21 protein-coding genes are annotated in these 23,843 nt (G+C 62.3%); 13 read left to right on the forward strand and 8 right to left on the reverse strand.

All coding sequences use genetic code 11. The annotated features are described in order from the left end of the window. The first annotated feature begins 414 nt into the window (after positions 1–414). A complete protein-coding gene (locus tag ABZ728_RS08815; RefSeq protein ID WP_366655735.1) occupies positions 415–2,850 on the forward strand; it encodes an FAD-dependent oxidoreductase in 2,436 nt (811 codons plus the stop codon). 204 nt (positions 2,851–3,054) lie between these two features. Here the strand turns inward: ABZ728_RS08815 and ABZ728_RS08820 are convergent, their stop codons facing one another. Both ABZ728_RS08820 and ABZ728_RS08825 read right to left on the reverse strand, forming a co-directional pair. Next, complete coding sequence (locus tag ABZ728_RS08820; RefSeq protein ID WP_366655736.1) at positions 3,055–3,819, reverse strand: sulfite exporter TauE/SafE family protein; 765 nt, start codon at positions 3,817–3,819, stop codon at positions 3,055–3,057. Positions 3,820–3,873: 54 nt separating this feature from the next. Continuing rightward, complete coding sequence (locus ABZ728_RS08825; protein ID WP_366655737.1) at positions 3,874–4,686, reverse strand: enoyl-CoA hydratase-related protein; 813 nt, start codon at positions 4,684–4,686, stop codon at positions 3,874–3,876. Between the two features lie 176 nt (positions 4,687–4,862). Here ABZ728_RS08825 and ABZ728_RS08830 point away from each other — a divergent pair, with 176 nt between their 5' ends. The 3 genes from ABZ728_RS08830 to ABZ728_RS08840 all read left to right on the forward strand — a co-directional run bounded on the left by ABZ728_RS08830 (position 4,863) and on the right by ABZ728_RS08840 (position 8,595). Further along, positions 4,863–6,575, forward strand: a complete 1,713-nt coding sequence (locus ABZ728_RS08830) for a peptide ABC transporter substrate-binding protein (RefSeq protein WP_366655738.1) — start codon at positions 4,863–4,865, stop codon at positions 6,573–6,575. A gap of 98 nt (positions 6,576–6,673) precedes the next feature. After that, positions 6,674–7,642: an ABC transporter permease gene (locus ABZ728_RS08835; RefSeq protein WP_366655739.1), complete on the forward strand. Its 969-nt coding sequence runs from the start codon at positions 6,674–6,676 to the stop codon at positions 7,640–7,642. Then, positions 7,639–8,595, forward strand: a complete 957-nt coding sequence (locus ABZ728_RS08840; RefSeq protein ID WP_366655740.1) for an ABC transporter permease — start codon at positions 7,639–7,641, stop codon at positions 8,593–8,595. Before ABZ728_RS08835 ends, ABZ728_RS08840 begins: the two co-directional genes overlap by 4 nt. 84 nt (positions 8,596–8,679) lie before the next feature. Here ABZ728_RS08840 and ABZ728_RS08845 read toward each other — a convergent pair whose 3' ends face one another. The 6 genes from ABZ728_RS08845 to ABZ728_RS08870 all read right to left on the reverse strand — a co-directional run bounded on the left by ABZ728_RS08845 (position 8,680) and on the right by ABZ728_RS08870 (position 14,513). Then, entirely contained in the window at positions 8,680–9,183 is a 504-nt protein-coding gene (locus ABZ728_RS08845) for a protease complex subunit PrcB family protein (RefSeq protein WP_366655741.1), read from the reverse strand. A gap of 2 nt (positions 9,184–9,185) precedes the next feature. Next, the gene (locus ABZ728_RS08850) at positions 9,186–10,364 is read right to left on the reverse strand and encodes a M20 aminoacylase family protein (RefSeq protein ID WP_366655742.1); all 1,179 of its coding nucleotides are present in this window, start codon (positions 10,362–10,364) and stop codon (positions 9,186–9,188) included. A 166-nt stretch (positions 10,365–10,530) separates the two neighbouring features. Next, on the reverse strand, positions 10,531–11,439 hold the full coding sequence (locus tag ABZ728_RS08855; protein ID WP_366655743.1) for a ribokinase: 909 nt from the start codon (positions 11,437–11,439) through the stop codon (positions 10,531–10,533). A 26-nt stretch (positions 11,440–11,465) separates the two neighbouring features. Then, the gene (locus tag ABZ728_RS08860) at positions 11,466–12,875 is read right to left on the reverse strand and encodes an ABC transporter substrate-binding protein (RefSeq protein ID WP_366655744.1); all 1,410 of its coding nucleotides are present in this window, start codon (positions 12,873–12,875) and stop codon (positions 11,466–11,468) included. 408 nt (positions 12,876–13,283) lie between these two features. After that, positions 13,284–13,787 (reverse strand): YbjN domain-containing protein, encoded by a 504-nt coding sequence (locus ABZ728_RS08865; RefSeq protein WP_366655745.1) that lies wholly within the window; start codon positions 13,785–13,787, stop codon positions 13,284–13,286. 255 nt (positions 13,788–14,042) lie between these two features. Beyond that, positions 14,043–14,513: an accessory factor UbiK family protein gene (locus tag ABZ728_RS08870; protein ID WP_366655746.1), complete on the reverse strand. Its 471-nt coding sequence runs from the start codon at positions 14,511–14,513 to the stop codon at positions 14,043–14,045. Between the two features lie 198 nt (positions 14,514–14,711). Here ABZ728_RS08870 and lgt point away from each other — a divergent pair, with 198 nt between their 5' ends. The 9 genes from lgt (at position 14,712) to ABZ728_RS08915 (ending at position 23,807) form a co-directional block, all read left to right on the forward strand. Further along, positions 14,712–15,545: a prolipoprotein diacylglyceryl transferase gene (gene lgt, locus ABZ728_RS08875; RefSeq protein ID WP_366655747.1), complete on the forward strand. Its 834-nt coding sequence runs from the start codon at positions 14,712–14,714 to the stop codon at positions 15,543–15,545. A gap of 20 nt (positions 15,546–15,565) precedes the next feature. Further along, positions 15,566–16,732, forward strand: a complete 1,167-nt coding sequence (locus ABZ728_RS08880) for an SAM-dependent methyltransferase (RefSeq protein WP_366655748.1) — start codon at positions 15,566–15,568, stop codon at positions 16,730–16,732. A gap of 57 nt (positions 16,733–16,789) precedes the next feature. Beyond that, a complete protein-coding gene (gene pgeF, locus ABZ728_RS08885; RefSeq protein ID WP_366655749.1) occupies positions 16,790–17,647 on the forward strand; it encodes a peptidoglycan editing factor PgeF in 858 nt (285 codons plus the stop codon). 243 nt (positions 17,648–17,890) lie between these two features. Further along, positions 17,891–18,823 (forward strand): ribose-phosphate pyrophosphokinase, encoded by a 933-nt coding sequence (locus ABZ728_RS08890; RefSeq protein WP_366655750.1) that lies wholly within the window; start codon positions 17,891–17,893, stop codon positions 18,821–18,823. A 219-nt stretch (positions 18,824–19,042) separates the two neighbouring features. Further along, a complete protein-coding gene (locus tag ABZ728_RS08895; protein ID WP_366655751.1) occupies positions 19,043–19,687 on the forward strand; it encodes a 50S ribosomal protein L25/general stress protein Ctc in 645 nt (214 codons plus the stop codon). Between the two features lie 166 nt (positions 19,688–19,853). Next, a complete protein-coding gene (gene pth, locus ABZ728_RS08900; protein ID WP_366655752.1) occupies positions 19,854–20,426 on the forward strand; it encodes an aminoacyl-tRNA hydrolase in 573 nt (190 codons plus the stop codon). Between the two features lie 91 nt (positions 20,427–20,517). Then, positions 20,518–21,621, forward strand: a complete 1,104-nt coding sequence (ychF, locus tag ABZ728_RS08905) for a redox-regulated ATPase YchF (protein ID WP_366655753.1) — start codon at positions 20,518–20,520, stop codon at positions 21,619–21,621. A gap of 74 nt (positions 21,622–21,695) precedes the next feature. Beyond that, positions 21,696–22,376 carry a dienelactone hydrolase family protein gene (locus tag ABZ728_RS08910; protein WP_366655754.1) on the forward strand — a complete coding sequence of 227 codons (681 nt, stop codon included), beginning with the start codon at positions 21,696–21,698 and terminating at the stop codon, positions 22,374–22,376. Positions 22,377–22,556: 180 nt separating this feature from the next. Next, complete coding sequence (locus ABZ728_RS08915; RefSeq protein WP_366655755.1) at positions 22,557–23,807, forward strand: sarcosine oxidase subunit beta family protein; 1,251 nt, start codon at positions 22,557–22,559, stop codon at positions 23,805–23,807. Positions 23,808–23,843 lie beyond the last annotated feature (36 nt).

Genomic DNA, 23,843 nt, shown 5'->3' on the forward strand with positions numbered 1-23,843 from the left:
TTTTTCATCACAATGTCCAAAATCCAAAATCAGAGACCAAAAATCCCCCGCGGGCCGCATAAGCAACCCACCAAAGGATCGTCCAGCATCTGATCTGCATGCACCCCAGCTTCAAGGCCCCCTCAGGAGCCCCCCAACCCGTCGTTGCCAACCGGTCAGCGCCGCAGTGCGTGAGCGAGCTTATAGCCAACCTCACCAACCAAACGCAATACCTTTTTGCAGAAAAATTCGCCGCCCCCGTCGGCCCCTCCCTCCTATGGGTATTCGCCCACCTGAGTCCGTCCGAAAGGCTGAATGCCGCAAATGCGCCAGACCCGGTCGCAGCGGCTGGATTGCCCCGCGGCAACCTCTGATAAGCAGAACCAGAAGCTTGAATGTCGTTCTGCCGATCGCCGGCACGCTAAGGAGGGGGAAATGAAGACACACGCCCGGGCAGTGGTCATAGGCGGCGGCGTTGTCGGCGCCAGCATCCTGTATCACCTGACCAAACAGGGATGGTCGGATGTCGTGCTATTGGAGCGCACCGAGCTGACCGCCGGCTCGACCTGGCACGCCGCCGGTCTCTTGCCGCTTTTCAACATGAGCTACAGCGTTGGCCAGATCCATAAATACTCGGTCGACCTCTATAAGCGGCTGGAGGAAGAAACCGGGCAGCCGGTAAGCTTCCATGTCACCGGCAATCTGCGCCTGGCCACCAACCAGGAGCGCATGGACGAGTACCGGCACTATTGCGGCACGGCCAACACGATCGGCGTGCCATTCGAACTGGTCGGTCCGTCAGAGGTGAAGTCACTATGGCCGCTGGCTGACATCGACGGAATCGTCGGCGCCCTCTTCCACCCGCATGATGGCCATGTCGCTCCGGTCGACGTCACAATGGCCCTTGCCAAGGGTGCGCGCATGGGCGGTGCCGAGATTAACCGGCACACCAAGGTCGTCGGCATTGCCCGCACAGCCAGCGGTGAATGGTGTGTATCCACCGACAAGGGCGATATCGTCTGCGAGCATGTGATCACGGCGTCGGGCAATTATGCCCGCCAGACTGCCGCAATGGTCGGGCTGGACATCCCGGTCATCCCGGTCGAGCACCAGTACATCGTCACGGACGCCCATCCCGAACTGGTCAAACGCCATGAGGCCGGATATGCGGAAATGCCGGTCCTGCGGGAGTCCGACGCGTCCTACTATATGCGAGAAGAGCGCCAGGGCCTGATTCTCGGCCCTTATGAGAAAGGCGCGCCCGCCTGTTTCGTCGACGGGGTCCCGGACAGTTTCGGGCAGGATCTGTTCCCGGGCGATCTGGAGCGGCTGGAACCCCATATCGAAGCAGCCATCCGCCGGGTGCCGATCTTCGGTGAGGTTGGTATCAAGGACGTCGTCAACGGCCCGATCGCCTATACCCCGGATGGCAACCCCTTGCTCGGACCAGCCTTTGGATTACAGAATTTCTGGTTGGCCGAAGGCTTCAGCTTTGGCGTCACCGCCGCCGGTGGCGCCGGACGGTATCTGGCCGAATGGATCACCGAGGGCGAGTCGAGCCTGGATATGCTGCCGGTCGACCCCCGCCGCTTTGGCGCTTATGCCAACAAGGCTTATACCAAGGCCAAGAACGAAGAAGCTTATGCCCATGTCTTCATAACCCACTACCCGATGGAAGAACGACCGGCATGCCGACCAGCGAAAACCAGCCCTTGTCACGACCGGCTGGACGCCCGCGGTGCCGTGTGGGGTCAGCGCTATGGCTGGGAGCGGCCGAACTGGTTTGCGCCCGATGGCGTGGAGCGCCGGGACATCTACAGCTTCCGCCGCGGCAACTGGTGGGAGCATGTCGGAAATGAGGTCCGCGCAACGCGGGCAGGAGTCGGCATGACCGACCTGACCAGCTTTACCAAGTTCGAGGTTTCCGGCCCCGGCGCGGAAGCCTTCCTGGATGGTCTGGTCGCCAACAAACTGCCGAAAAAGATCGGCCGGATCGCGCTTGCCCATTCACTGACCCCCAGCGGCGGCGTCAGATCTGAATTCACGATCTGCCGACTCGCTGCCGACAGATTCTATCTGGTCAGTTCCGGAGCGGCCGAACGCTATGACCAGGATCTGCTGGAAAAGGCGCTGCCGGCCGATGGCAGCGTCAAGCTGGAAAACCACACCACGCGCCGCGGTGTTTTCGTCCTCGCCGGGCCGAAATCGCGGGATGTGCTCAAGTCTCTGACCGATGCCGACCTTTCCAACGGGGCGTTTCCGTGGCTTTCGGCGCAGGATATATCCGTCGGCCTGGCCCCGGATGTCCGGGCACTGCGAGTGAATTTCATCGGCGAGCTGGGCTGGGAACTGCACCACCCCATCGAGTACCAGAATCATCTTTTCGACGCCCTCATGGCAGCCGGCGAACCCCATGGCCTGACGCTCTTCGGCATGCGGGCACTGGACAGTATGAGGCTTGAGAAATCCTATCGCATGTGGGGCTCGGACCTCGTGACCGAATACTCTGCACTCGAATCCGGACTCGATCGTTTCGTGCGCCTCGACAAGGGCGAATTCGTCGGACGGGCCGCTTTGTTGCGCCAGCGCGAGGACGGCCTTCGCCACCGCCTCGTGACCATGAAAGTCGATGTCGATGGCTGCGATCCGCTGGGCAGCGAACCCGTCTATGCCGACGGCATCATGGTCGGCCGGGCGACCAGCGGCGCCCATAGCCACACATTCGGTTGCGGCTTGTCGCTGGCCTATGTCGGCCCCGAATACCAGGAGGTCGGTACACAGCTGGAGATCGAGTTACTGGGGGTCCGGCACCGGGCCGAAGTCTGCGAGGATTCGCCCTACGATCCGGAGAATACCAGCCTGCGCGCCTGAGAGCGAAACTGCGGTCACCGTTCAGTCCGGCCACCCTTGTCCAGGCTGAACGGTGACTTTTTTGTGGCTGAAACAATGACGCCCCTTTTCCCCTTCATTTCAGGGGCTAACGGTGATAACTTAATGTATCGTGTGAAGCCTCCCTGACACCCTTCCCCACTCCCACTGGTCCGGGACGTGGGGATTTTTTTGGCGGGAATACCGTCAGCCGACAAGCGCCACGATCCCGTCCCATGTCAGCTTCACACCCGTTATCGTCAGGAATACGTAGCAGATCGCATAGAACCAACCCTGGGAAATACGGTGGTGCAGGATCCAGCCGACCCACATGCCGAGCGGGGCGAGCGGCAACAGGATGCCCGCCGTCATCAGATTACCGACCGGGAATTGGTCGAGGAACCAGTAGGGAACCAGCTTCACATAATTGACGACGGTGAAGAAGACGACAGTCGTTCCGACGAACTCCGTCTTGTGCAGACGCTGAGGCAGCAGGTGAACGGAGGCAGGCGGTCCGCCGGCATGGGCGACGAAGCTGGTGAATCCCGATACGGCGCCCCAGACAACGCCGGAAAGCGGCTTTCCGCCCGCAGGTTGCTCAACCAGGACCTGGGATACCGGCGCAAAGCGATAAGCGACGAAAGCAAGGGCAATTATTCCGATCAGCAGTTGGATCGCTGCCGGGTCGAGATACTGGAACGATAAGGTCCCAACGACGGTGCCCACCATGGCACCGGGGATCATCGTTGCCATATTGGGTCGCGACCATTGGCCCGCATAAAGCCACAGCCCGTGCAGGTCCATGACGCAGAGGATCGGCAGCATGATTGCGGCGGCCTGAACCGGTCCAATGGCCAGCGCCATCATTGGAACGGCGACAATCCCCAGCCCCCCGCCGAGCCCGCCCTTGGAAATGCCGGCGATCAGAACCGCCGGAACGGCAAGCAGGTAGAATATCGGATCTTCGATCAAGGAAGGTGCTCTCTTTTTTTGATTGGCGCCGGCCGGTTCGGCTTTGGCCGGGTGTCAGCGGCCTTTGAATGCCGGTCGCCGCTTCTCCAGGAATGCGCGGTAGCCCTCGCGGTAATCGTCGGTGGCAAAACTGTCGTAGCTGGCGGCAACCTCGTCGGCGGGCCAATCGCCTCCTGCCGACATTCGTCGCGAAAACGCCTTGTGCCACCGATGAACCAGAGGCGCCCCGGCAATGATGCGGTCGACGCTCTCGCGCAAACAGGCATCAAGAGCGTCGTCGGCCACGACGCGATTCACCAGCCCAATCGCCGCTGCCTCCGCCGCCGAAATGACCCGTGCTTCGAAGAGCAGCTCAAGCGTCTTTGCCGGTCCCGCGCTTTGCCAGAGCACCGCATACTCCGGATAGGGCATTGCCAGCCCGAGCCTGCTGACCGGTGCGCCAAAGACCGATCCGGAGGTGGCGATACGGATGTCACAGAGCAGCGCCAGCACCAGCCCCGCCCCGGTGCAGGGGCCATTGATCGCGGCGATCACGGGGACCGGACAGCCGCGAATGGCATCATAGGTCCGGTCCATGACGGCGCCATAGTCACGGGCACTCGCTGCATCGGACCGATGTGTCTCGAACTCGCCGATGTCGGCTCCGGGAGAGAAACTTCCGCCCGCGCCCGACAGGACGACGCAGCGGAGACTGTCGTCGGCTGCCGCAAGGCTGCGGAAATGCTCGGCCAGGGAGCCCCACATGGCGGCATCCAGCGCATTGCGCCGCTCCGGCCTGTTCAGGACGACAGTCGCCGTCGGCCCTTCCCGTTGCAGATCGACTCGGCCGGTCGAAGCGTCCTGATCTGCTTGTTCATCTGGTTTCAAACCGGCACTCTCCATTCGGTCGCCATTGCAGGCGGTGCTGCGGCAGCATACGACAGCCGGCCCGATTGCACCATCCACCGCCTTGCGCCGAAATACAGCTGCACGGTCGCCACCAATGTTGACTTGGGGTTGTAGCAACCGTGAGTATCCGACATCTTTCGATTGTGGAGGGGCACATGAAATACAGAACGGCGCTGTTCGCGGCAGCCACGGCATCGATGACGGTTCCGGCAATAGTCAGTTCGGCCATCGCAAGTTCGGCCACCGGGAACCCGGGCGATGCAATGGGGGGCCATGGGACGCTGACGATCGGCGTATCCCAGTTCCCGGATAACTTCCATCCGAATATCGAAAGCATGGCCGCGAAGTTCTACATCGCGGACATGGGCCAGCGGATGTTCACGGGCTATTCGCCGGACTGGATCCTTCAGTGTTTCCTCTGCACCGAGGTACCGACGCTGGAAAACGGGTTGGCCGAACTCGAAACAACGCCCGAGGGCGATGCCGGCATTGCCGTTACCTTCGACATTCATCCCGAGGCTACCTGGGGCGACGGCACTGCGGTGACCACCGAGGACGTCATGTTCACCTGGGAAGCCGGCCGCAATCCCGTTTCTGCCTTTCGCAATTCGGAATTCTATCGAACGGTCTACGACATAACGGTCCACGACGAGAAGACCTTCACGCTTCACATGAACCGCGTGACGTTCGACTATAATCGCATCCCTGATTTTCGTCTGCTGCCGGCTCATATCGAGAGTGCTGTTTTTGACGACAATCCGCGCGAGTACAAGCAGCGCACCAGCTACGACGCGGATACAACGAATCCAGGACTTTATTTCGGCCCCTATCGCATCACAGAGGTAGAGACCGGCTCTTTTGTCGTGCTGGAACCCAACGAAACCTGGTACGGCGACGGGCCGCATTTCGACCGCATCGTCATCCGCACCATCGAAAACACATCCGCACTTGAGGCCAACCTGCTTTCCGGCGAAGTCGACATGATCTCGGGGGAGCTCGGCCTGACCATCGATCAGGCGCTCGCGTTTCGCGACCGGCACGGCGACGACTACGACGTCGACTTCGTGCCCGGCCTGGTCTACGAGCATATCGACCTCAATCTGAACAATCCGGTCCTTGCCGATATTCGCGTCCGCCGAGCCCTTCTTTATGGCGCCGACCGCGATGCCCTCACAGAACAACTGTTCCAGGGTGAGCAGCCGGTCGCGCACACCAACATATCGCCCCTGGACGCCGTTTCGACCGACGACGTGACCCGGTACAACTATGACCCCGAACGCGCGGTCGCGCTGTTGGAAGAGGCAGGTTTCGACAGCCTGGAAAACGGTGTCCGTGTGAATGGCGACGGCGACCGGCTGAGTTTTGCGTTTCAGACCACATCCGGAAACCGGACGCGGGAACTTGTGCAACAGGTCCTGCAGAGCCAGTGGTCCGAGATCGGCATCGAGGTCACCATCGACAACGAGCCGGCGCGGGTGTTCTTCGGCCAGACCACGGCGGAGCGGCGGTTCGAGGGGCTGGCAATGTATGCCTGGATCTCGGCGCCGGAGAACCCGCCGCGCGAGCAGCTTCACAGTGGGCACATTCCGACCGAGGAAAACAATTGGGCGGGCCAGAATTTTCCCGGTTATGTCAATCCGGTGATGGATGAAGCCCTCGAAGCACTGGAAGAGGAGCTGGACGCGGAACGCCGACTGGCGCATTGGGTCACCGTCCAGCAGCTTTACGCCGACGATTTGCCGATCCTGCCGCTGTATTTCCGGGCCAATCCCTTCATTCTGCCGAACTGGCTCGATGGGCTGGAGCCGACCGGTCATTTGCACCAGTCGACCAACCATGTCGAGAACTGGCGTCGGAACGACCTGTAATTGATCGACCAAGACTGCCCCGGATAGAAATGCGGGGGGCGCCGCGACGGTCGGCACCCGCATTGTCCCACCCGCATCGTCGCGCAAGTGATCGAAACATGTTCGCTATCCTGACCGGGCGCCTGTTGCAGTCGCTGGCACTTCTGTTCGTCATGAGCGTGGCGATCTATTACCTGATGGGCCTGATGCCGGGCGATCCGATCGACATCATGATCAACGCCGATCCGTCGCTCTCGCCGGCGGATGCTGCCCATCTTCGCGAATTGTATGGCCTCGACCAGCCGATCTGGCGGCGATACGGCAACTGGCTGGCCGCTGCCCTTCAGGGAGATCTGGGCTATAGCCGCCTCTATAACCAGCCCGTCCCCGACATCCTGTTTCCGCGAGTCGGGAACACGCTGGTCCTGCTTGGTGCGGCCATGATCATCGCCGTGCTGATCGCCTTCCCCGTCGGCCTTCTTGCCGCCATCAGGCCCTATAGCCGCCTCGACACGGTGATCAATCTCGCCTGCTTCGCCGGCATCTCGATGCCGGTTTTCTGGCTGGCGCTGATGCTGATTATCCTGTTTTCGGTCCTGCTCGGATGGTTCCCCGCCGGTGGTTTCGGGACGGCCGGCGGGAGTGGCGGAATTGCGGATCGTCTGACTTATCTCGTATTGCCGGTAGCGACCCTCGTGATCATTTCCGTCGGCAGCTACACGCGCTTTATTCGTGCGTCGATGATGGAGCAGCTTCGCGCCGATTACATTCGCACCGCTGTTGCCAAAGGGGTATCGCGGGTCTCCGTCGTCTGGAACCACGCGCTGCGAAATGCCGCGATACCGATCGTCACCGTCATTGCCGTCGATCTCGGCACCCTGTTCGGGGGCGCGCTGATTACCGAGACCATGTTCAGTTTCCCCGGCATGGGACGGCTGATCTACGACAGCATCATGGGAAACGACTATAATCTTGCCCTTGTCGGACTGCTCGTCGCGACGCTGATGACCATTGTCGGAAACCTGATGGCGGATATCGCCTATGCCATCATCGACCCGAGAATCCGGTTCGGAGACCAGAGCCTATGACCCTGCCGACCGTTTCCAGCGACGTTGAAGAACGCCCGGTGACCGGGCGGTTCAGGACGCCCGGACGATTACGCCTCGACAGATTCCTGATGCACCGGGCCGCCGTCTTCAGCGCCCTGGTCCTTGCCACGCTGATCTGCGCGACCATTGCCGCGCCGGCAGTCGAGATCCTGCTGGGGCACGGTCGCGACGACGTCAATCTGCTGAACCGCTTTGCCGGGTCGTCATGGTCCCACCCGCTCGGCACCGACGAGCTGGGCCGTGATTTTCTCGTCCGCCTGCTGTACGGGGGCCGAATCTCGCTTGCCGTCGGCATCATGGCCGCTGTTTTCGCCGCGGTGATCGGAACGACCATCGGCATTCTGGCCGGCTGGTACGGCGGATGGGCCGACAACCTGCTCATGCGCTTTACCGACGGTGTCATCGCAATGCCGATGCTGCCATTCCTGATCGTGCTTGCCGCCATCGAAATGGACCGGCTGCCGCTCGTCGGTGGCCTGCTGTCGGGCGACGGCGCCGATCTTTACCGCATCGTCGGGATCATCGCCCTGTTCGGCTGGACCATCGTTGCAAGACTGGTACGGGGCGCAACACTGAGTGTCCGTCAAAGAGAATTCGTGCGCGCTGCCACGGCTTTGGGGTCTCGACCCTCCAGGGTCATGCTGACCCATGTGCTGCCGAACGTGGCTTCGCCCATCGTTGTCGCCACCACCCTGTCGGTCGGCAATATCATCCTGCTGGAGTCGGTACTGAGCTTCCTGGCACTGGGTGTGCAGCCCCCAACGCCGACCTGGGGCAACATGCTGACCAATGCCCAGGAGATCATCTGGTCCGCGCCGCATCTTGCAATCTATCCGGGCCTCGCGATCTTCGTCACGGTAATCGCATTCAATTTTCTGGGCGACGGACTCCAGGATGCCCTGGACCCGCGCAGCCAAACAGATCGGGCCTGAAACCGACGCTTGTTACGGGCCGGCAGACGGGAGCCGTATTCCGGCACCCGCCCGCCGATCTCCGAGGCACCGTAGCCCGGGGTTCTAGCGCAGCCGTTCGAAATGAACCACGTCCGCCGACTCCGGCAGCAACATCACGGTATAGGGTGCGATCACCGCATCCGCGACATCGGCGCCGACGGCGGGTTCGTTCTCGGAATAGCGAACGACCATCCCGTTGTCCGAAGAAACGACTTCATTGATCCCGACGCTGTAGCCATCCGTGGGACGGGCGCCCAGAAAGACCCCCACGGCCATGGTGTCGTCAGGCAAGTCGGCGGGTGGCTCTTCACCGATCAGTTGCCAAAGGATCAGCCAGCCGCGTTCGTCCCGCGCGACCGAGGTCAGGTCCATTCCGGCCGCGGCCAGATTTCCCGACCACGAACTCTGTCCCTCGATGGTGGGGCGTTCCTCAGCCGAAATCACCCTGGAGTTCGGCGCAGCGGCAACCTGCTCCGCACTGGGCGATCCACCGGCGACGCACCCCGACAGGCCCAGGGCCAGTGCGGCGGTCACAATGGGCATACCGAGCCCCATGGATCGGATCATGATCATTTCGCTCCCTTGGGAAGTTCCGTCTCGACCATACGCGCCAGGATGCTGGCACCGATCGGAAGGATATCGTCGTTGAAGTCATAGCCCGGGTTGTGGACGTTGCAGGCGCTCGGACCGCCGCCCTGCCCGACCCAGATATAGGCCCCGGGGACCTTTTCGAGCATGTAGGCGAAATCTTCCCCACCCATGGATGGCAGGATCGTGCCGTCGATGTTTTCCTCACCGACGACTTCGGCCGCGACCCGCCCGATCTTTGCGGTCTGTTCGTCGGCGTTGATCGTCGCAGGATAGCCCTTTCGGAAGCTGAACGAGACGGTAGCGCCATAACCACCGGCGATACCTTCGGCCAATGCCCCCATCTTCTCGCTCAACGCATCCTGAACGGGTTCGCGGAACGTGCGGACGGTTCCGCACATCGTCGCATTCGTCGGGATGACGTTATACGCGCTCCCCGCATGCACCTGAGTCACCGACAGGACCGCATTGTCCAACGGATCGACGGTCCGGCTGACCAGAGCCTGCCAGGCGGTGATGATCTGCGATGCGATGACGATCGGGTCGATCGATTGATGCGGCATGGCCGCATGGCCGCCGCGAGCATTTACCGTCAGGTCGAAGGATCCGGTCGCCGCCATCATCGGGCCGGTCTTGACACCCACTGTCCCCTGAGGAAGCTGCGGCCAGTTGTGCAGGGCATAAACCTCGTCACACGGAAAGCGGTCGAACAGGCCGTCTTCGATCATCACCCGTGCCCCGGCAGCGCCTTCTTCACCCGGCTGAAAGATGAAATGCACGACGCCGTCGAAATTTCTGGTCTCGCTGAGATATTTGGCGGCCCCAAGCAGCATCGATGTATGACCGTCATGGCCACAGCCGTGCATCTTGCCGGGAATCGTCGATTTGTGAGCGAATTCATTGACTTCCTGCATCGGCAGGGCGTCCATATCGGCCCGCAATCCGATGGCGCGCTTGCCGCCCCCGGACCCGGCGAGCACGCCGACGACACCGGTCCCGGCGATACCCCGGTGAACCTCGATACCCCAGGATTCCAGCAGATCCGCAACTTTGGCACTGGTCCGCACTTCTTCGAACGCCGTCTCGGGATGGGCATGAATATCGCGGCGCCACTCGGTCATTGTCGGTTTCAGGGCCGCCAGGGAATTGTATACGGGCATGTTCATACTCTTGAGTTTTTCAATGCAGTCCGGTGCCGCTGCGACTCCTCGGTCGAGGCCGCCTGCGTACCGCCCGGCCACAGCCTAGAACCCGTATTGCCAAATGGGAAGACCGTCGCTGGCATCCGCCAAAATCACGTTGGCTTGGATCGCAGGGGCAGGCCGCTCAAATGCGCCGCTCGGCCATTGCAGCGTCTATCGCCTCGGCGGCAGGCATGCTTGCCTGAGCACCAAGCGCCTCGCACGCCAACCCCGCCGCCAGCGAAGCCCGCCGCAGGGCATCCTGCATCGACAGGCCGGCATCAAGCCCTTGTGCCAGCACTCCGGTGAACGTGTCACCTGCCCCGGTCGTGTCGGCAACGGTGATCCGTGCTGGCACAACGCGGTACACGTGGTCACCAACGGCCGCCATCGCGCCGTCGCCACCCAAGGTCACCACACAGGCACCCGCGCCGGCCTCGACCAGTGCCCGCGCGGTAGCGGCGATGTCCGGCGTCGTCAGGCCGAGTCCACGGGCGACGGTCATTGCCTCGCCTTCGTTCACGACCAGCACATCCACCGCTTCCAGAATATCGTGCGGTATTGGGGCGGCCGGCGCGACATTGACGATCGTCCGCGCCCCGCGCTCATGCGCCTGACGCACGGTCTTCCAGGTTTCCTCAGGCGGCACTTCCATCTGAACAACGAGCGTATCGCCCGTCGTCCATTGATTCGGGCCGAACAGGTCCGCCGTTACCGCCATGTTCGCACCTGATGCGACCGTGATGATGTTCTCGCCGGCCTTGTCGACGGTAATCATCGCGATGCCGGTCGGCTCATCGACCGGACGCACGGCCGCAGTATCGATTCCGTTGCGGCGCAGATTGTCGATCAGGATTTCGCCGAACCCGTCACGCCCGACACATCCGGCCATCGCAACCGCGCCGCCGGCCCGCGCGGCGGCTACTGCCTGATTGTTCCCCTTGCCGCCGGGCACGCGAAGATAAGTTCCTGTCAGGACGGTCTCGCCAGGTACCGGAATATGATCGGCCGCAGCAACCAGATCCATGTTCAGCGAGCCGAATACCCTGATCATTAACCCCCCAATCTTCCCGCCCGCCGTTACCCGCCGCCATCGGGCAGACGCACGCCATTCCAAAGCAGGATGCCGTCGGCGCGCCGGACGACCGTTACGCCCGACCGAACGGCCCACGCCGACTGTTGCTGATACAGTGGCACATAAACCGTCCGCTCGTGTACCCTGTGCCATGCATCGATCATCATCTCGGAGCGGGCCACCATGTCGGTCTCGCGCTGAATCGTCTCGATCAGCGCGTCCAGGTCGGTATCCTCATTGCCGGTGATGTTGACAACGCCGAGCCGCCGGGCCGGATCCGCACCGGCGACAAGATCGGCCAGAACACGGCCACTGTCCAGGCTGGAAGGGAGCCAGCCGATCAGATAAATCCCCGGATCGGGTTCCCCCTGCTGGAAAAGCCGATTGGTGAACGGCCCACCCGGCTCGACCCGTAGCCGGATGTCGAATCCGACCCGCTCAAGCATGCCGGCGATAGCGGTGCAGATGGCTTCATCGTTGATATAGCGGTCATTGGGGCAATCGAGCGGCACCGTGACACCCGAACCGTAACCGGCCTGGCGCAGCAAGTGCCTTGCGCGCTCCGGGTCATGGGGACGGCGTTCCAGCGATTGCGGATAACCCGTCACCTGACGCGCAACCGGCGCCGCCAGTGGTACGCCCTGCCCCCGCAGGATGACCGAGATCAGGGTGTCGACATCGACGGCATTATAGACGGCCTGCCGCACACGTGCATCGGCCAACGGTGTCTCGGACCCGTCCGGCCGCCGCTGAGCGAGCCCGAGAAATATGGCGCGCGGCTCATCGACGGCAAGAACTTCGACCTCCGGCGCCTCGGCGATCGCCGTGACGTCCTGCACGGGCACCGAAAGCACGATGTCGGCATCGCCGCCCAATGCAGTGGCGACCCTCGCCGGCGCGGACCCGGCGACCTCATAGGCGACGGCATCCAGATTGTGCGTCGGCTCCCGCCACCAGTCACGATTGGAAACGGCCGCCAAGGCGACATCGGATTCGTACTCGGTCAGTTCGAAGGGGCCGGTGCCGTTCACGAAATCCGCCGACAGCGACTCAGTGAATTCGGGCGCGTCGGACGTATTCCGGCTGACGATCAGCCACGCATCGAGTTGGCCAGGCAGCAATGGCATCGGCTCGGATGTATGGAAATCCACCGTCAGGGGGTCGACTTGCTCGACGCGTTCGATCCCGGCCATCCGTGTGGACAGGCGCGCGCTCTCGTCGATGGATCTGTTGAAGCTGTGAACGACGTCCTCGGCCCCGAAAGGCTGGCCGTCGTGGAATCGCACCCCCTCACGAAGATGAAAGCGCCACTGGCGCGGGGCGACCTGCTCCCAATCCGTCGCAAGTGCAGAACGAAGATTGAGATCAGGATCGCGTTTCAGCAGAGGCTCAAAGAAGTTCGCGAGCACGGCCACTGTAAAAGCATCACTGGCAACGTGAGGATCCAGCGTAGCCGGCCCCGCCGGGCCAACGACCCGGAGCAAATTTTCATCTTCCGATATATCCGCGGAAGCCGATCCGATCGTAATCGCAAATGGAAATAAGAAGAAGGAAACGCCATACAGAGCGATGGTAGCAATAAAAGACGTTCTACGCGCATGCATTGAAAGACACCCCCCGTGATGCCAAAGCATATCGAGGATGGCGCCAGAATGAAATAATAGAATAACGCTCCGTCAAACCCGGGGAATAAAACCAAACGGTTCAACGTAGTGTTGTGTAGATGGGCGAGAGCTTTTGCGACAGACCGCGCTAATCGAGGCAGCGCCGGGCAGTCCGTTCCGGCTGCACCAAGCTGCTCACCCTGACTGACGCCGGAACAATCAGGCCTCAGCCACCGTATCGATGATGGCTGCGGACATCGCGTCGACCGGATCGCAGTTTTCTGCACAAACGAAATGGAAAGCCGGGTAAAATCGCTCGCATTCAGTCAATGCGATATCGACCATATCTTCGAGCATTTCGGCGTCGGACCCGCTATTGCCGCGCAACAACGAGGTGTGGCGGAACGTCGGTACCCGCTCTTCCCGCTCTATGTCGAAATGGCCCAACCACATCCGCTCGTTGATCAGCACGAGAAGCTCGTTCATTGCTACTGGCCGGTCGGTCGGAGCATTCATCCCCATCTGGCAGGAAAACTGAATCGCGTTGACGTCGTCCTGCCAGAAGAAAAACAAACGGTAGGTCGACCAGCGCCCGCGGCACTCAACAACCATTTCGTCGCTGGAAAGGCGCTCGAACGGCCAGTCATTGGCGATTACGATCTCTTCCACCACATCCAGCGGGTTGTTGGCGAAACCCGATTCGAATGTCGCGCCCTCTGTCATGGCATGGTCCCTCAAAATGCGTCCGCATGGCGCCGGAAATGGACCCGGAAATGGACATGGAATGCCGCCACAATTCCGGCCTCGCCTGGTGCCTGCCTTTCAGTACATCAGATCACGCCCTCACAACAGGGGGTATCAGAAATTACAGGCAGGCAATGTCGCGGGTAGATACGCCCGACCGCCGCCACAGCTGGTGGCCGTAGCGCCCGGGATGAATGATGTTTTCCGCTTTCGGTCCCGCAGAAAGGAAAAGTGTCAACTGTCCGAGCGCTCACCCGGCTGCTCACCGGACGATTGGGCCTTGGTCCGCCTGGTGCGCGGCTTCCTGGCTCCCGCCTCTGTCGCTCCGGTTTCCGCCTTGTCGGCGGCCGCCGAAGACTTGCTGCGTCCGGTCGATTTTGCCCGGGGTGCGGATTGGGTTCTCGTCCCGGATTTGGCTTTGGCTTTGTTCTGCGTCTTGCCTTGGGCTGGCGCTTCCAGCGCCGCGAGCCTGGCTTCCAGGGCGGCGATACGACCGGTCATCTCCTCCTGCTCGTCGCGAGCCTTGGCGGCCATGGCCCGTGTCGCCTCGAATTCTTCACGAGTCACAAGATCCATGCGGTCGAGTACCCGTTCGAATTCGGCCCGCAATCTGGAACGAACCTCGTCGCGCGCGGTGAATGCGGCGCCGACGGCCCCCTGAGCCACCTTGGCGAGATCGTCGAGAATTTTGCTATTCGTCTGCATGACCGCTTCCGATTCATAAACCTGCGTACTGGGACCTGCGTCTTCGATCTTGCGCCTGGCCACTATCGTGAAGTATGGGGCCGGCTGGCCCGGGTTGCAAGGCGAGGCTACCCGCCCCTATAACAGCCCGAGCCTGCTTGCAACGCGGGCCGGTCGGCTCACCCGACGACATTTTTCCAGCGATTGGACGGCCCATCCATGGATTTTCCCGCTATCGATCCGGTCCTGTTCGAGATCGGCCCATTCGCCGTTCGATGGTATGGCCTCGCCTATCTGGTCGGTTTCGTCGCCGGCTGGCGCTATGCCATCCGCCTGGCCCGCCGCGTGCCCGATCTCAAACCGACTGATCGCGATGTCGACGACTTTCTCGTCTGGGCCGTGGTCGGCACCGTGATCGGCGGGCGGCTCGGATATGTCCTGTTCTACCAGCCCGGCATTGCGGCCGCCGATCCGCTGTCGGTGATCCGCATCTGGGAAGGGGGGATGTCGTTCCACGGTGGACTGGCGGGCGTTGCCGTCGCCATGATCGTATTTGCGCGCGCCCGCGCCGCCGAATCGCTGGCGCTGTCCGACCTGATTGCCGCCGCGGCACCGATCGGCCTGTTTTTCGGACGCATCGCCAACTACATCAATGCAGAATTGTATGGACGGCCGACCGATGTGCCGTGGGGCGTGATTTTCCCGACCGGCGGCCCCCTGCCCCGCCACCCCAGCCAGCTTTACGAGGCCGCGCTTGAAGGGCTTCTATTGTTCGTCGTGCTGTTCGTGCTGACGCGGCGCCAGTCAATCATGCGGCGACCCGGTATCCTGACGGGTGTCTTCGTGACAGGCTATGGCCTTTCGCGCTTCATGGTAGAGTTCTTTCGCGAACCTGATCCTCAACTCGGTTATCTCGTGTTCGGGACGACAATGGGTCAGCTTCTTTCACTGCCGATGATCGTCGCGGGTGCCGGGCTGATCCTGTATGGTGTCTATCGCCAACCGGTCGCGCAATCGGCAGTGTCTGCGGCACCCGCCGGCAACGGCCGCTAGCAGCAGCACGGATTTTGCGAATGTGCGCCGCCCCGACCACACCGCTGGACTTCCTCATTCGCGACCGACTGGCGACCGGCGGGGCGATGACGATCCATGACTATATGACCCTGTGCCTGGGGCACGACCAGCATGGCTATTACAGGCGCGCGGAGCCGATCGGCCGATCGGGCGATTTCGTAACCGCGCCGGAAGTATCCCAGATGTTCGGCGAACTGATCGGCCTATGGCTTGCCGACGTCTGGGACCGCAGCGGCCGGCCGGAGCGGCCGGTACTGGCGGAACTTGGCCCGGGCCGCGGCACCCTCATGGCCGATGCGCTGCGCGCCGCAGCGGGCCTGCCGGCGTTCCGCGATGCTCTGGACGTGCATCTGGTGGAGACAAGCACGACGTTGCGGGCGCATCAGGCAGCGGCACTGAAACCGCTCGCGATAACACCGACCTGGCATGAAAATACTGCCGGACTGCCCGACGACCGACCGCTCTTCATCGTGGCGAACGAGTTCTTCGACGCTCTTCCCATTCATCAGTATGTAATGTCAGGGGGCGTCTGGCGTGAACGCATGGTCGTGCAGGCGAGCGCTGCGACCGCAACCAATGACGGCCTTTCCTTTGGACCCGGGGCACATGCGCCGTTCGTCGAGCCGGCGATCCAGACGATGCGGGATCGCGGACTCTTCGACGCAGGCCTCGGCCAAAAGGTGCCCGATGGCGCGATATTCGAGACATGCCCGGCCGCCATTGCCGTTATCCGCGATCTCGCCGGGATTGTCCGCCGCCAGGGCGGTGCTGTCCTGATCATCGATTATGGACATGCGCGATCCGGATTCGGCGACACCTTCCAGGCCGTTTCGCGCCACGCTTTCGCAGACCCACTGCAAGCCGCCGGGACTGTCGATCTGACGGCCCATGTCGATTTCGCGGCGCTATCCGCAGCGGCCCGCGACAGTGGTGCGAGAACTTTCGGGCCAGTGAACCAAGGGACGTTCCTGCTCGAACTCGGCATCGCCATGCGGGCGGTTGCCCTTAAACGGGCAGCCAACGACGACCAGTCCGCTGCCATCGACACGGCCGTCGAGCGATTGACCGCTGCGGATCAAATGGGCACGCTGTTCAAGGTACTGGCCGTGACCGGCGACCGTGGCTTTGACCGCACCATGCCGCCGGCCGGATTCGCCGGCCCCTGACCGGCACGAACCGACTATCACCCGTTTTCGGAACCGAAACCCGATGAAGTCACGATCATGACACTGCAGTCCCGGTTCGACACGCCGAACGCCCGCGAACCGCGTGCCGACTCATCGGTCCCGCCGTCGCTGACCTCGCCGTCACTTTCGGCTATCGGCGGTGTGCGTCATGCATTCTTCGGCCGCCGTGGCGGCGTATCCGCCGGTCGCTACGCCTCGTTGAATTGTGGATACGGATCGAATGACGATCGCGCGCTCGTCCACCGGAACCGGCACCGGACGGCGACCTCGGTCGGCCTTGCCGCAGCGGACGTCCTGACAGTCCATCAGGTCCACGGAAACGACGTCCATGTCGCCGACGCTGCCAGCCCCGGTACATGGGATTTCGCCAAACCGCCTCGCGCCGACGCGATCGTAACCGCGGCGCCCGGGATCGCGATCGGCATTCTCACGGCCGACTGCGTTCCAATTCTGTTTGCCGGTCAATTGGCGGACACCGGCGACCCGATCGTCGGCGCGGCGCATGCCGGCTGGAAAGGCGCGCTGGCCGGTATCGCCGAGGCCGCGATCGAGTCGATGCTGCGCCGGGGCGCTGCGCCCGATAGCCTGCGTGCGGCCGTCGGTCCGTCGATCGCCCAATCTTCCTACGAGGTGGACGAGGCGTTTGTGACCAGATTCACCGATGCCGACGCCACGAACAGCCGCTTCTTTGTTCAGGGGCGGCCGGGCCACCATCATTTCGATCTGCCGGGCTATGTCATCACTCGCCTGCAGGCGGCAGGCATTGGCTCGGTCGGCGATCTGGCCGTGGATACACTGGCAAATCCCGATGACTACTACAGCTATCGCCGAGGCACACTTGAGGGGATAGCCGACTACGGTCGCCAGATCGCCGTGATCGGAATCGGCCGATAGCTGCCCTGCGCGTCAGATGCCGTGCCCCCGGCAGAAGGTCGACGTCCATTGTCATCCGACCGTCACAAATCGGGATAATCGCCCCCCTTCAGCGTTTACAAGACGGGGACCGGCTGTTATAGGACCTCCACCCTCCACGCGCCCGATTTTGAGGTCGGCAGGAAGCTCGAATTCCATGGGTGATACTCCTTCCGGCTCTCCAGACCAGGGCCCGCATCGTCGTCCCCAAAAGGTTAGCCGCCAATGAAAATCCTCGCCTGTAACAGCAACCGCCCGCTGAGCGAGGCCATTTCCACCTATTTGCAAGACACGTTGACAAAGGCGTCGATCAGACGTTTTGCCGACATGGAAGTCTTCGTCGAGATCCTGGAAAACGTTCGCGGGGAAGACGTTTTTGTCATCCAGTCGACCTGCTATCCGGCAAACGACAACCTCATGGAACTGCTGGTCGCAATCGACGCTCTCCGGCGCGGATCGGCACAGCGGATCACGGCTGTCATGCCGTATTACGGCTATGCCCGGCAGGATCGAAAAACCGGCCCCCGCACGCCGATTTCCGCAAAGCTGGTCGCCAACCTGCTGACCAACGCCGGCGCCGACCGTGTGCTGACGCTCGACCTTCATGCCAGCCAGATCCAGGGCTTTTTCGATATCCCCGTGGACAATCTCTACGCCGCACCCGTTTTCGTGAAGGACATCAAGGAGCGTTACGATCCCGACGGTCTGGTAATCGTCTCGCCCGATGTCGGCGGCGTGGTCAGGGCCCGCGGCATGGCCAAACGGCTCGACGCCGATCTGGCGATCATCGACAAGCGGCGGGAACGCGCCGGGGTCTCCGAAGTCATGAACATCATCGGCGATGTGCGGGGGCGGGATTGCATCCTTGTCGACGATATCGTCGATAGTGCCGGTACGCTGTGCAACGCCGCCGTTGCTCTGACCGAGGCCGGCGCAACATCGGTCAGCGCCTATGTGACCCATGGCGTCCTTTCCGGCGGCGCCGTGGCCCGTATCACGGCATCTCCGATGAAGGAACTGGTCACGACGGACAGCATTCTTGCCACCGAAGCAGTTCGGGTCAGCCACAATATCCGGCAGTTGACGATCGCGCCGCTGATCGGCGAGGCGATGTTCCGGATCAGCAGCGAGCAGTCGGTCTCCAGCCTGTTCGACTGAACCACCAGCGATGGATGGTCAAGACAAGGGGGCGACAGCCCGGACAGCTTGAACCCCGGACAGCTTGAACCCCGGACAGCTTGAACGTTGAACGAACCGCCATCGCCTGCTATAGACCCCCGAGCGCGGGAGCCGTTTCGGCCCCCGCGTATTTAAGCGGCGTCGACACCCCTGGAGGTCGACGCCCTTTTTCGTCGTTTGTCAGGAGAGAACGGATCTATGGCCGAAGCAATCAAAATCGATGCACAGCTGCGCGAACGGGCCGGTAAGGGGGCAGCCCGTCAGGCACGCCGCGAGAAGAAAATTCCGGGCGTCATCTACGGGAACAAGCAGCAGCCTGTCGTCATCAATGTCGATGAACTCGAACTCTTCAGGATCACCCGCGATCCTCACTATGCCACGCATCTCTACGATGTCATGGTCAACGGCACGCCCCACCACACCCTTATCCGGGCCCTTCAGGTCGATGTCGTGACCGAGTTCCCGATCCATGTGGATTTCCTGCGCGTCAGCGACCGGACCAGCGTCACCATGAATGTGCCGGTTGCATTCATCAATGAAGACGACTGCCCCGGCATTCAGGAAGGCGGCGTCCTGAACGTTGTCCGCCACGAGATCGAGGTCGACTGCCGGGCCGACAGCATTCCCGACACGATCGAGATCGATCTGACGGGCGTCAATGTCGGCGACAGCATCCACATTTCTCAGGTCAAGCTGCCGCGCGGCGTCACGCCCAACATCACCGACCGTGACTTCACCGTCGCAACGATGACCGCGCCGTCGGCGATGAAGTCCGAAGGCGCGGACACCGGCGAAGAAACCGGTGCAGAAGTGGCCGAGGAAGCCGAGACCAAGGAAGAGTAGGCAGAAGCTGCTGCTGCCCCATCCGTGCCGGCCACCGGGAGTCGACCCCCGTTGGCTGGTACGTTTCGGACCGGCTTTCGGGTATGCCGTTGCCGGTTGCGACTCCATTTGTGCCTGCGGGAACGCCGGCGGGTCGTCGCGGTAGCCGCTTGAAGGGGATAGAGCCATGATCGTGATGGTCGGGCTGGGCAATCCGGGCAACCAATACGCCTATAACCGGCATAACATCGGCTTCATGGCCCTTGACGACATTGCCGAACGCCACCGATTTTCTCCGTTCAAACAGAAGTTCAACGCTCTGTTGGCGGAAGGCCGAATCGGCGATACGAAGATCATCGCCCTGAAGCCGCAGACATTCATGAACCGTTCAGGACAGGCTGTCGGCGAGGCGATCCGCTTTTACAAGGTACCGCCGGGTGATGTGATCGTTTTTTACGACGATCTCGACCTTGCGCCCGGAAAGGTCCGCGTCAAGCGTGGCGGCGGTGCGGGCGGTCACAACGGGCTGAGATCGATCGACCAGCATATCGGGCCGGAATATTGGCGGGTGCGTATCGGCATCGGGCACCCGGGCGACAAGGATCGGGTCACCGGTTATGTCCTCTCCAACTTCGCGGGGCGCGACGAAGACTGGCTCGACCCGTTGCTGGAAGCCATGGCCGATGCCGCGCCCCATCTCGTCGACGGCGCGCCGGACAAATTCATGACGCAAGTGGCGCAGAAGACCCGCGCTGAGTGATCCGCCCGCCAGGGGCTCCCGCGTTTTGCACACATCCCGCCCCGACGCATGACGGCGACCAGGGGCACAGCCAGAAGGGAACCAGACCGTCATGGGCTTCAATTGCGGGATCGTCGGACTGCCGAATGTCGGCAAATCCACCCTTTTCAACGCCCTGACCTCGACCCAGGCGGCCGAGGCCGCGAATTATCCGTTCTGCACGATCGAGCCCAATACCGGCCGGGTCGGCGTCCCGGACGGTAGACTGGACGAACTGGCGAGGCTGGCGAAATCGGCCAAGGTCATTCCGACCCAGCTCGAATTCGTGGATATCGCGGGCCTGGTCAAGGGCGCGTCGAGGGGCGAGGGCCTGGGCAACCAGTTCCTCGGCAACATCCGGGAAACTGACGCCGTCCTTCACGTGCTGCGGTGTTTCGAGGGCGACGTGACCCACGTCGACGGGTCGGTCGACCCGGTGCGCGACGCCGAAACCGTCGACATCGAATTGGTCATGGCCGACATGGACGGCCTTGAGCGCCGGTCCCAGACGCTGTCGAAAAGGGCAAAGACCGGCGACAAGGAATCCAAAGCCCAGCTCGAACTGATCGGCAAGATATTGCCGGCATTGCAGGATGGCCGGCCCGCGCGATCCGTCCTGGCCAATCTGTCCCCGGATGAACGCACAACGTTCGATCAGTTGCACCTGCTCAGCGCCAAACCGGTTCTCTACGTGTGCAATGTCGGCGAGGATGAAGCGGCCACTGGCAACGCCCATAGCGAGGCCGTGAAAGCCATGGCGCGCGAAAAGGGCGCCGAGGCCGTAGTCATATCCGCAGCGATCGAGGCGGAACTGGCCCAGATTACCGATGCCGAAGAGAAGCAGGGCTTTCTAGAAAGCATCGGTCTCGAAGAGCCTGGGCTTAACAAGGTCATCAGAGCAGGGTACCGTCTTCTCGGTCTGCTGACATTCTTCACTGTCGGACCGAAAGAGGCCCGGGCCTGGACGGTTCGCGTGGGGGCGACGGCGCCGGAAGCCGCGGGCGCGATCCATACCGATTTTCAGCGCGGATTCATCCGGGCCGAAACGATCGACTACGACAGCTATGTCGCTCTGGGCGGCGAACAGGGCGCCAAAGAGGCCGGAAAAATGCGCCAGGAAGGCAAGGAATACGTGGTCCGCGACGGGGATGTGTTCCACTTCCGGTTCAATGTGTGATCGGTCGGCCTTCCGGACCTGAGCACGGCCGACAATTCTTCGACCCCCGTCGCCCGGCAAACGAGGCCCGATACATGCCCAAAAAGCGCATTGAAACGATCACGGCGGTGGACGGCCACGGGCTGACGCTGCATATCGCTGAACCGGACCAGCCAGCGAAAGCTGCCCTGGTCATCTGCCAGGAGATTTTCGGCGTCAATGGGCACATAAAGGCCGTAGTCGAAAGCTATGCGGCCGAAGGCTTCGTTGCGGTGGCGCCGGCCCTTTTCGACCGGATCGGGCCGGATATCGAACTGGGATACGACCCCGACGGTATCGCCAGGGGCCGCGAATTGCGCCAGCAGGTGCCGTGGGAAACGGCCATGCGCGATGTAGCCGCGGCCGTGGACTGGTGCCGCGCCACAACCCGCAACGGGCCAATCGGCGTTATCGGCTACTGCTGGGGCGGCTCGCTCGCCTGGCTGGCCGCCGCCGATCTGAAACCTGCAGCCGCGGTCTGCTACTACGGCGGTCAGATCGCCCAGTTCAGCGACCGGACACCGACCTGCCCCGTTCAGATGCATTTTGGCGAACACGATGCCCATATCCCGGAAGCCGACCGCTCCGCGATCCTCGCCGCTCAACCCTCCGTCGAATTGCACGTCTACGACGCGGGCCATGGATTCAATTGCACTGAACGCGACGACTTCGTTCCCGATGCGGCAAAACTGGCGCGGGAACGGACGTTGGAATTCCTGAATCGCCACCTTCTGTAACTCAGGGTCCCAACCCCGGCGTGCCCGAACGGGGCCTGTCGCAAATGCGGCGTTAACGGCATGACGCGTGTCGCTTGCGGAATTGCGGCGGCACACCGTCCGTTCCACCCTTGATGCAGAAGCGGGTCGCGCGCCCGCCTCTGCAGGCTACGTGGTGCCATTGGGTCGGGGTGCGGTGCGGTGAAGCGGTATTCAATTTTCTCGTTGGCCCGAAATGCGCTGACCGGGCACAAGGACTGGCACAAGGTCTGGCGTTCGCCGGACCCCAAGCCCTATTACGACGCCGTCATTATCGGCGGGGGCGGACATGGGCTGGCCACGGCCTATTACATGGCCAGGGAACACGGCCTGACCAACATCGCCGTCATCGAGAAAGGCTGGCTCGGCGGCGGAAATACCGGCCGCAACACTACCATCGTCCGGTCGAACTACCTGTTCGACGCGTCCGCTCATCTCTACGAGCACGCGCTGAAACTTTGGGAAGGGCTGTCGGCGGAGCTGAACTATAACGTCATGTTCAGCCAGCGCGGCGTGATGAATCTGGCTCACGACCAGCATGAAGCGCGCGACCTGATCCGGCGTACCCGTGCCAATCAGTTGAACGGCATCGATGCCGAATGGCTCGACCGGGATGCCGCCCTGGCTTTCTGCCCTGTCCTGAATGGCGACCCCGGCATCCGCTATCCGGTTTACGGCTCGACGCTGCAACGCCGCGCGGGTACGGCTCGCCATGACGCCGTCGCCTGGGGCTATGCGCGCGGCGCCGACGCCATGGGCGTCGACATCATCCAGAACTGCGAATTGACCGGATTCGATTTCGACCAGGGGCGCATCACCGGCATCCGGACCACCCGTGGATCGATCCGCACACCAAAGGTCGGCGTGGTCGCCTCGGGCCATTCCTCGCTGATCGCGGATATGGCGGGCATCAGATTGCCGCTGGAAAGCCATCCCCTGCAGGCGCTGGTTTCCGAGCCGGTCAAGCCGATCATCGATACCGTCGTCATGTCCAATGCCGTTCACGCCTATGTCAGCCAGTCCGACAAGGGCGAACTGGTGATTGGCGCCGGTATCGACCACCACCTGTCCTATACCCAGCGCGGTGGCTTCGACGTCGTGGAAACGACGGTCGCTGCGGTAGTCGAACTGTTTCCGATCTTCTCGCGCCTGAGAATGATGCGCCAATGGGGCGGCATCGTCGACATATCGCCCGATGCCAGCGCCATCATATCGCGAACACCGGTCGACGGCCTCTACTTCAACTGCGGCTGGGGTACCGGCGGATTCAAGGCGACGCCGGGTTCGGGCCATGTATTTGCCGATCTGGTGGCCAATGGCCGTCCGAACGCCCTTTGCGCGCCCTACACGCTGGAACGATTTTCGTCCGGCGCCCTGGTCGCGGAACACGGCGCGGCCGCAGTGGCACACTGAAACAATGTCCGGCTGGAACGAAGGCCGTTTCGACCG

This window comes from Fodinicurvata sp. EGI_FJ10296 (assembly GCF_040712075.1).
In the GTDB taxonomy this organism is placed as follows: Bacteria; Pseudomonadota; Alphaproteobacteria; order DSM-16000; family Inquilinaceae; genus JBFCVL01.

Coding starts and splice junctions, on each gene's coding strand:
- ABZ728_RS08815 (WP_366655735.1), top strand. CDS start 415: ATGAAGACACACGCCCGGGCAGTGGTCATAGGCGGCGGCGTTGTCGGC.
- ABZ728_RS08830 (WP_366655738.1), top strand. CDS start 4,863: ATGAAATACAGAACGGCGCTGTTCGCGGCAGCCACGGCATCGATGACG.
- ABZ728_RS08835 (WP_366655739.1), top strand. CDS start 6,674: ATGTTCGCTATCCTGACCGGGCGCCTGTTGCAGTCGCTGGCACTTCTG.
- ABZ728_RS08840 (WP_366655740.1), top strand. CDS start 7,639: ATGACCCTGCCGACCGTTTCCAGCGACGTTGAAGAACGCCCGGTGACC.
- ABZ728_RS08845 (WP_366655741.1), bottom strand. CDS start 9,183: ATGATCCGATCCATGGGGCTCGGTATGCCCATTGTGACCGCCGCACTG.
- ABZ728_RS08850 (WP_366655742.1), bottom strand. CDS start 10,364: ATGCCCGTATACAATTCCCTGGCGGCCCTGAAACCGACAATGACCGAG.
- ABZ728_RS08855 (WP_366655743.1), bottom strand. CDS start 11,439: ATGATCAGGGTATTCGGCTCGCTGAACATGGATCTGGTTGCTGCGGCC.
- ABZ728_RS08865 (WP_366655745.1), bottom strand. CDS start 13,787: ATGACAGAGGGCGCGACATTCGAATCGGGTTTCGCCAACAACCCGCTG.
- ABZ728_RS08870 (WP_366655746.1), bottom strand. CDS start 14,513: ATGCAGACGAATAGCAAAATTCTCGACGATCTCGCCAAGGTGGCTCAG.
- lgt (WP_366655747.1), top strand. CDS start 14,712: ATGGATTTTCCCGCTATCGATCCGGTCCTGTTCGAGATCGGCCCATTC.
- ABZ728_RS08880 (WP_366655748.1), top strand. CDS start 15,566: ATGTGCGCCGCCCCGACCACACCGCTGGACTTCCTCATTCGCGACCGA.
- pgeF (WP_366655749.1), top strand. CDS start 16,790: ATGACACTGCAGTCCCGGTTCGACACGCCGAACGCCCGCGAACCGCGT.
- ABZ728_RS08890 (WP_366655750.1), top strand. CDS start 17,891: ATGAAAATCCTCGCCTGTAACAGCAACCGCCCGCTGAGCGAGGCCATT.
- ABZ728_RS08895 (WP_366655751.1), top strand. CDS start 19,043: ATGGCCGAAGCAATCAAAATCGATGCACAGCTGCGCGAACGGGCCGGT.
- pth (WP_366655752.1), top strand. CDS start 19,854: ATGATCGTGATGGTCGGGCTGGGCAATCCGGGCAACCAATACGCCTAT.
- ychF (WP_366655753.1), top strand. CDS start 20,518: ATGGGCTTCAATTGCGGGATCGTCGGACTGCCGAATGTCGGCAAATCC.
- ABZ728_RS08910 (WP_366655754.1), top strand. CDS start 21,696: ATGCCCAAAAAGCGCATTGAAACGATCACGGCGGTGGACGGCCACGGG.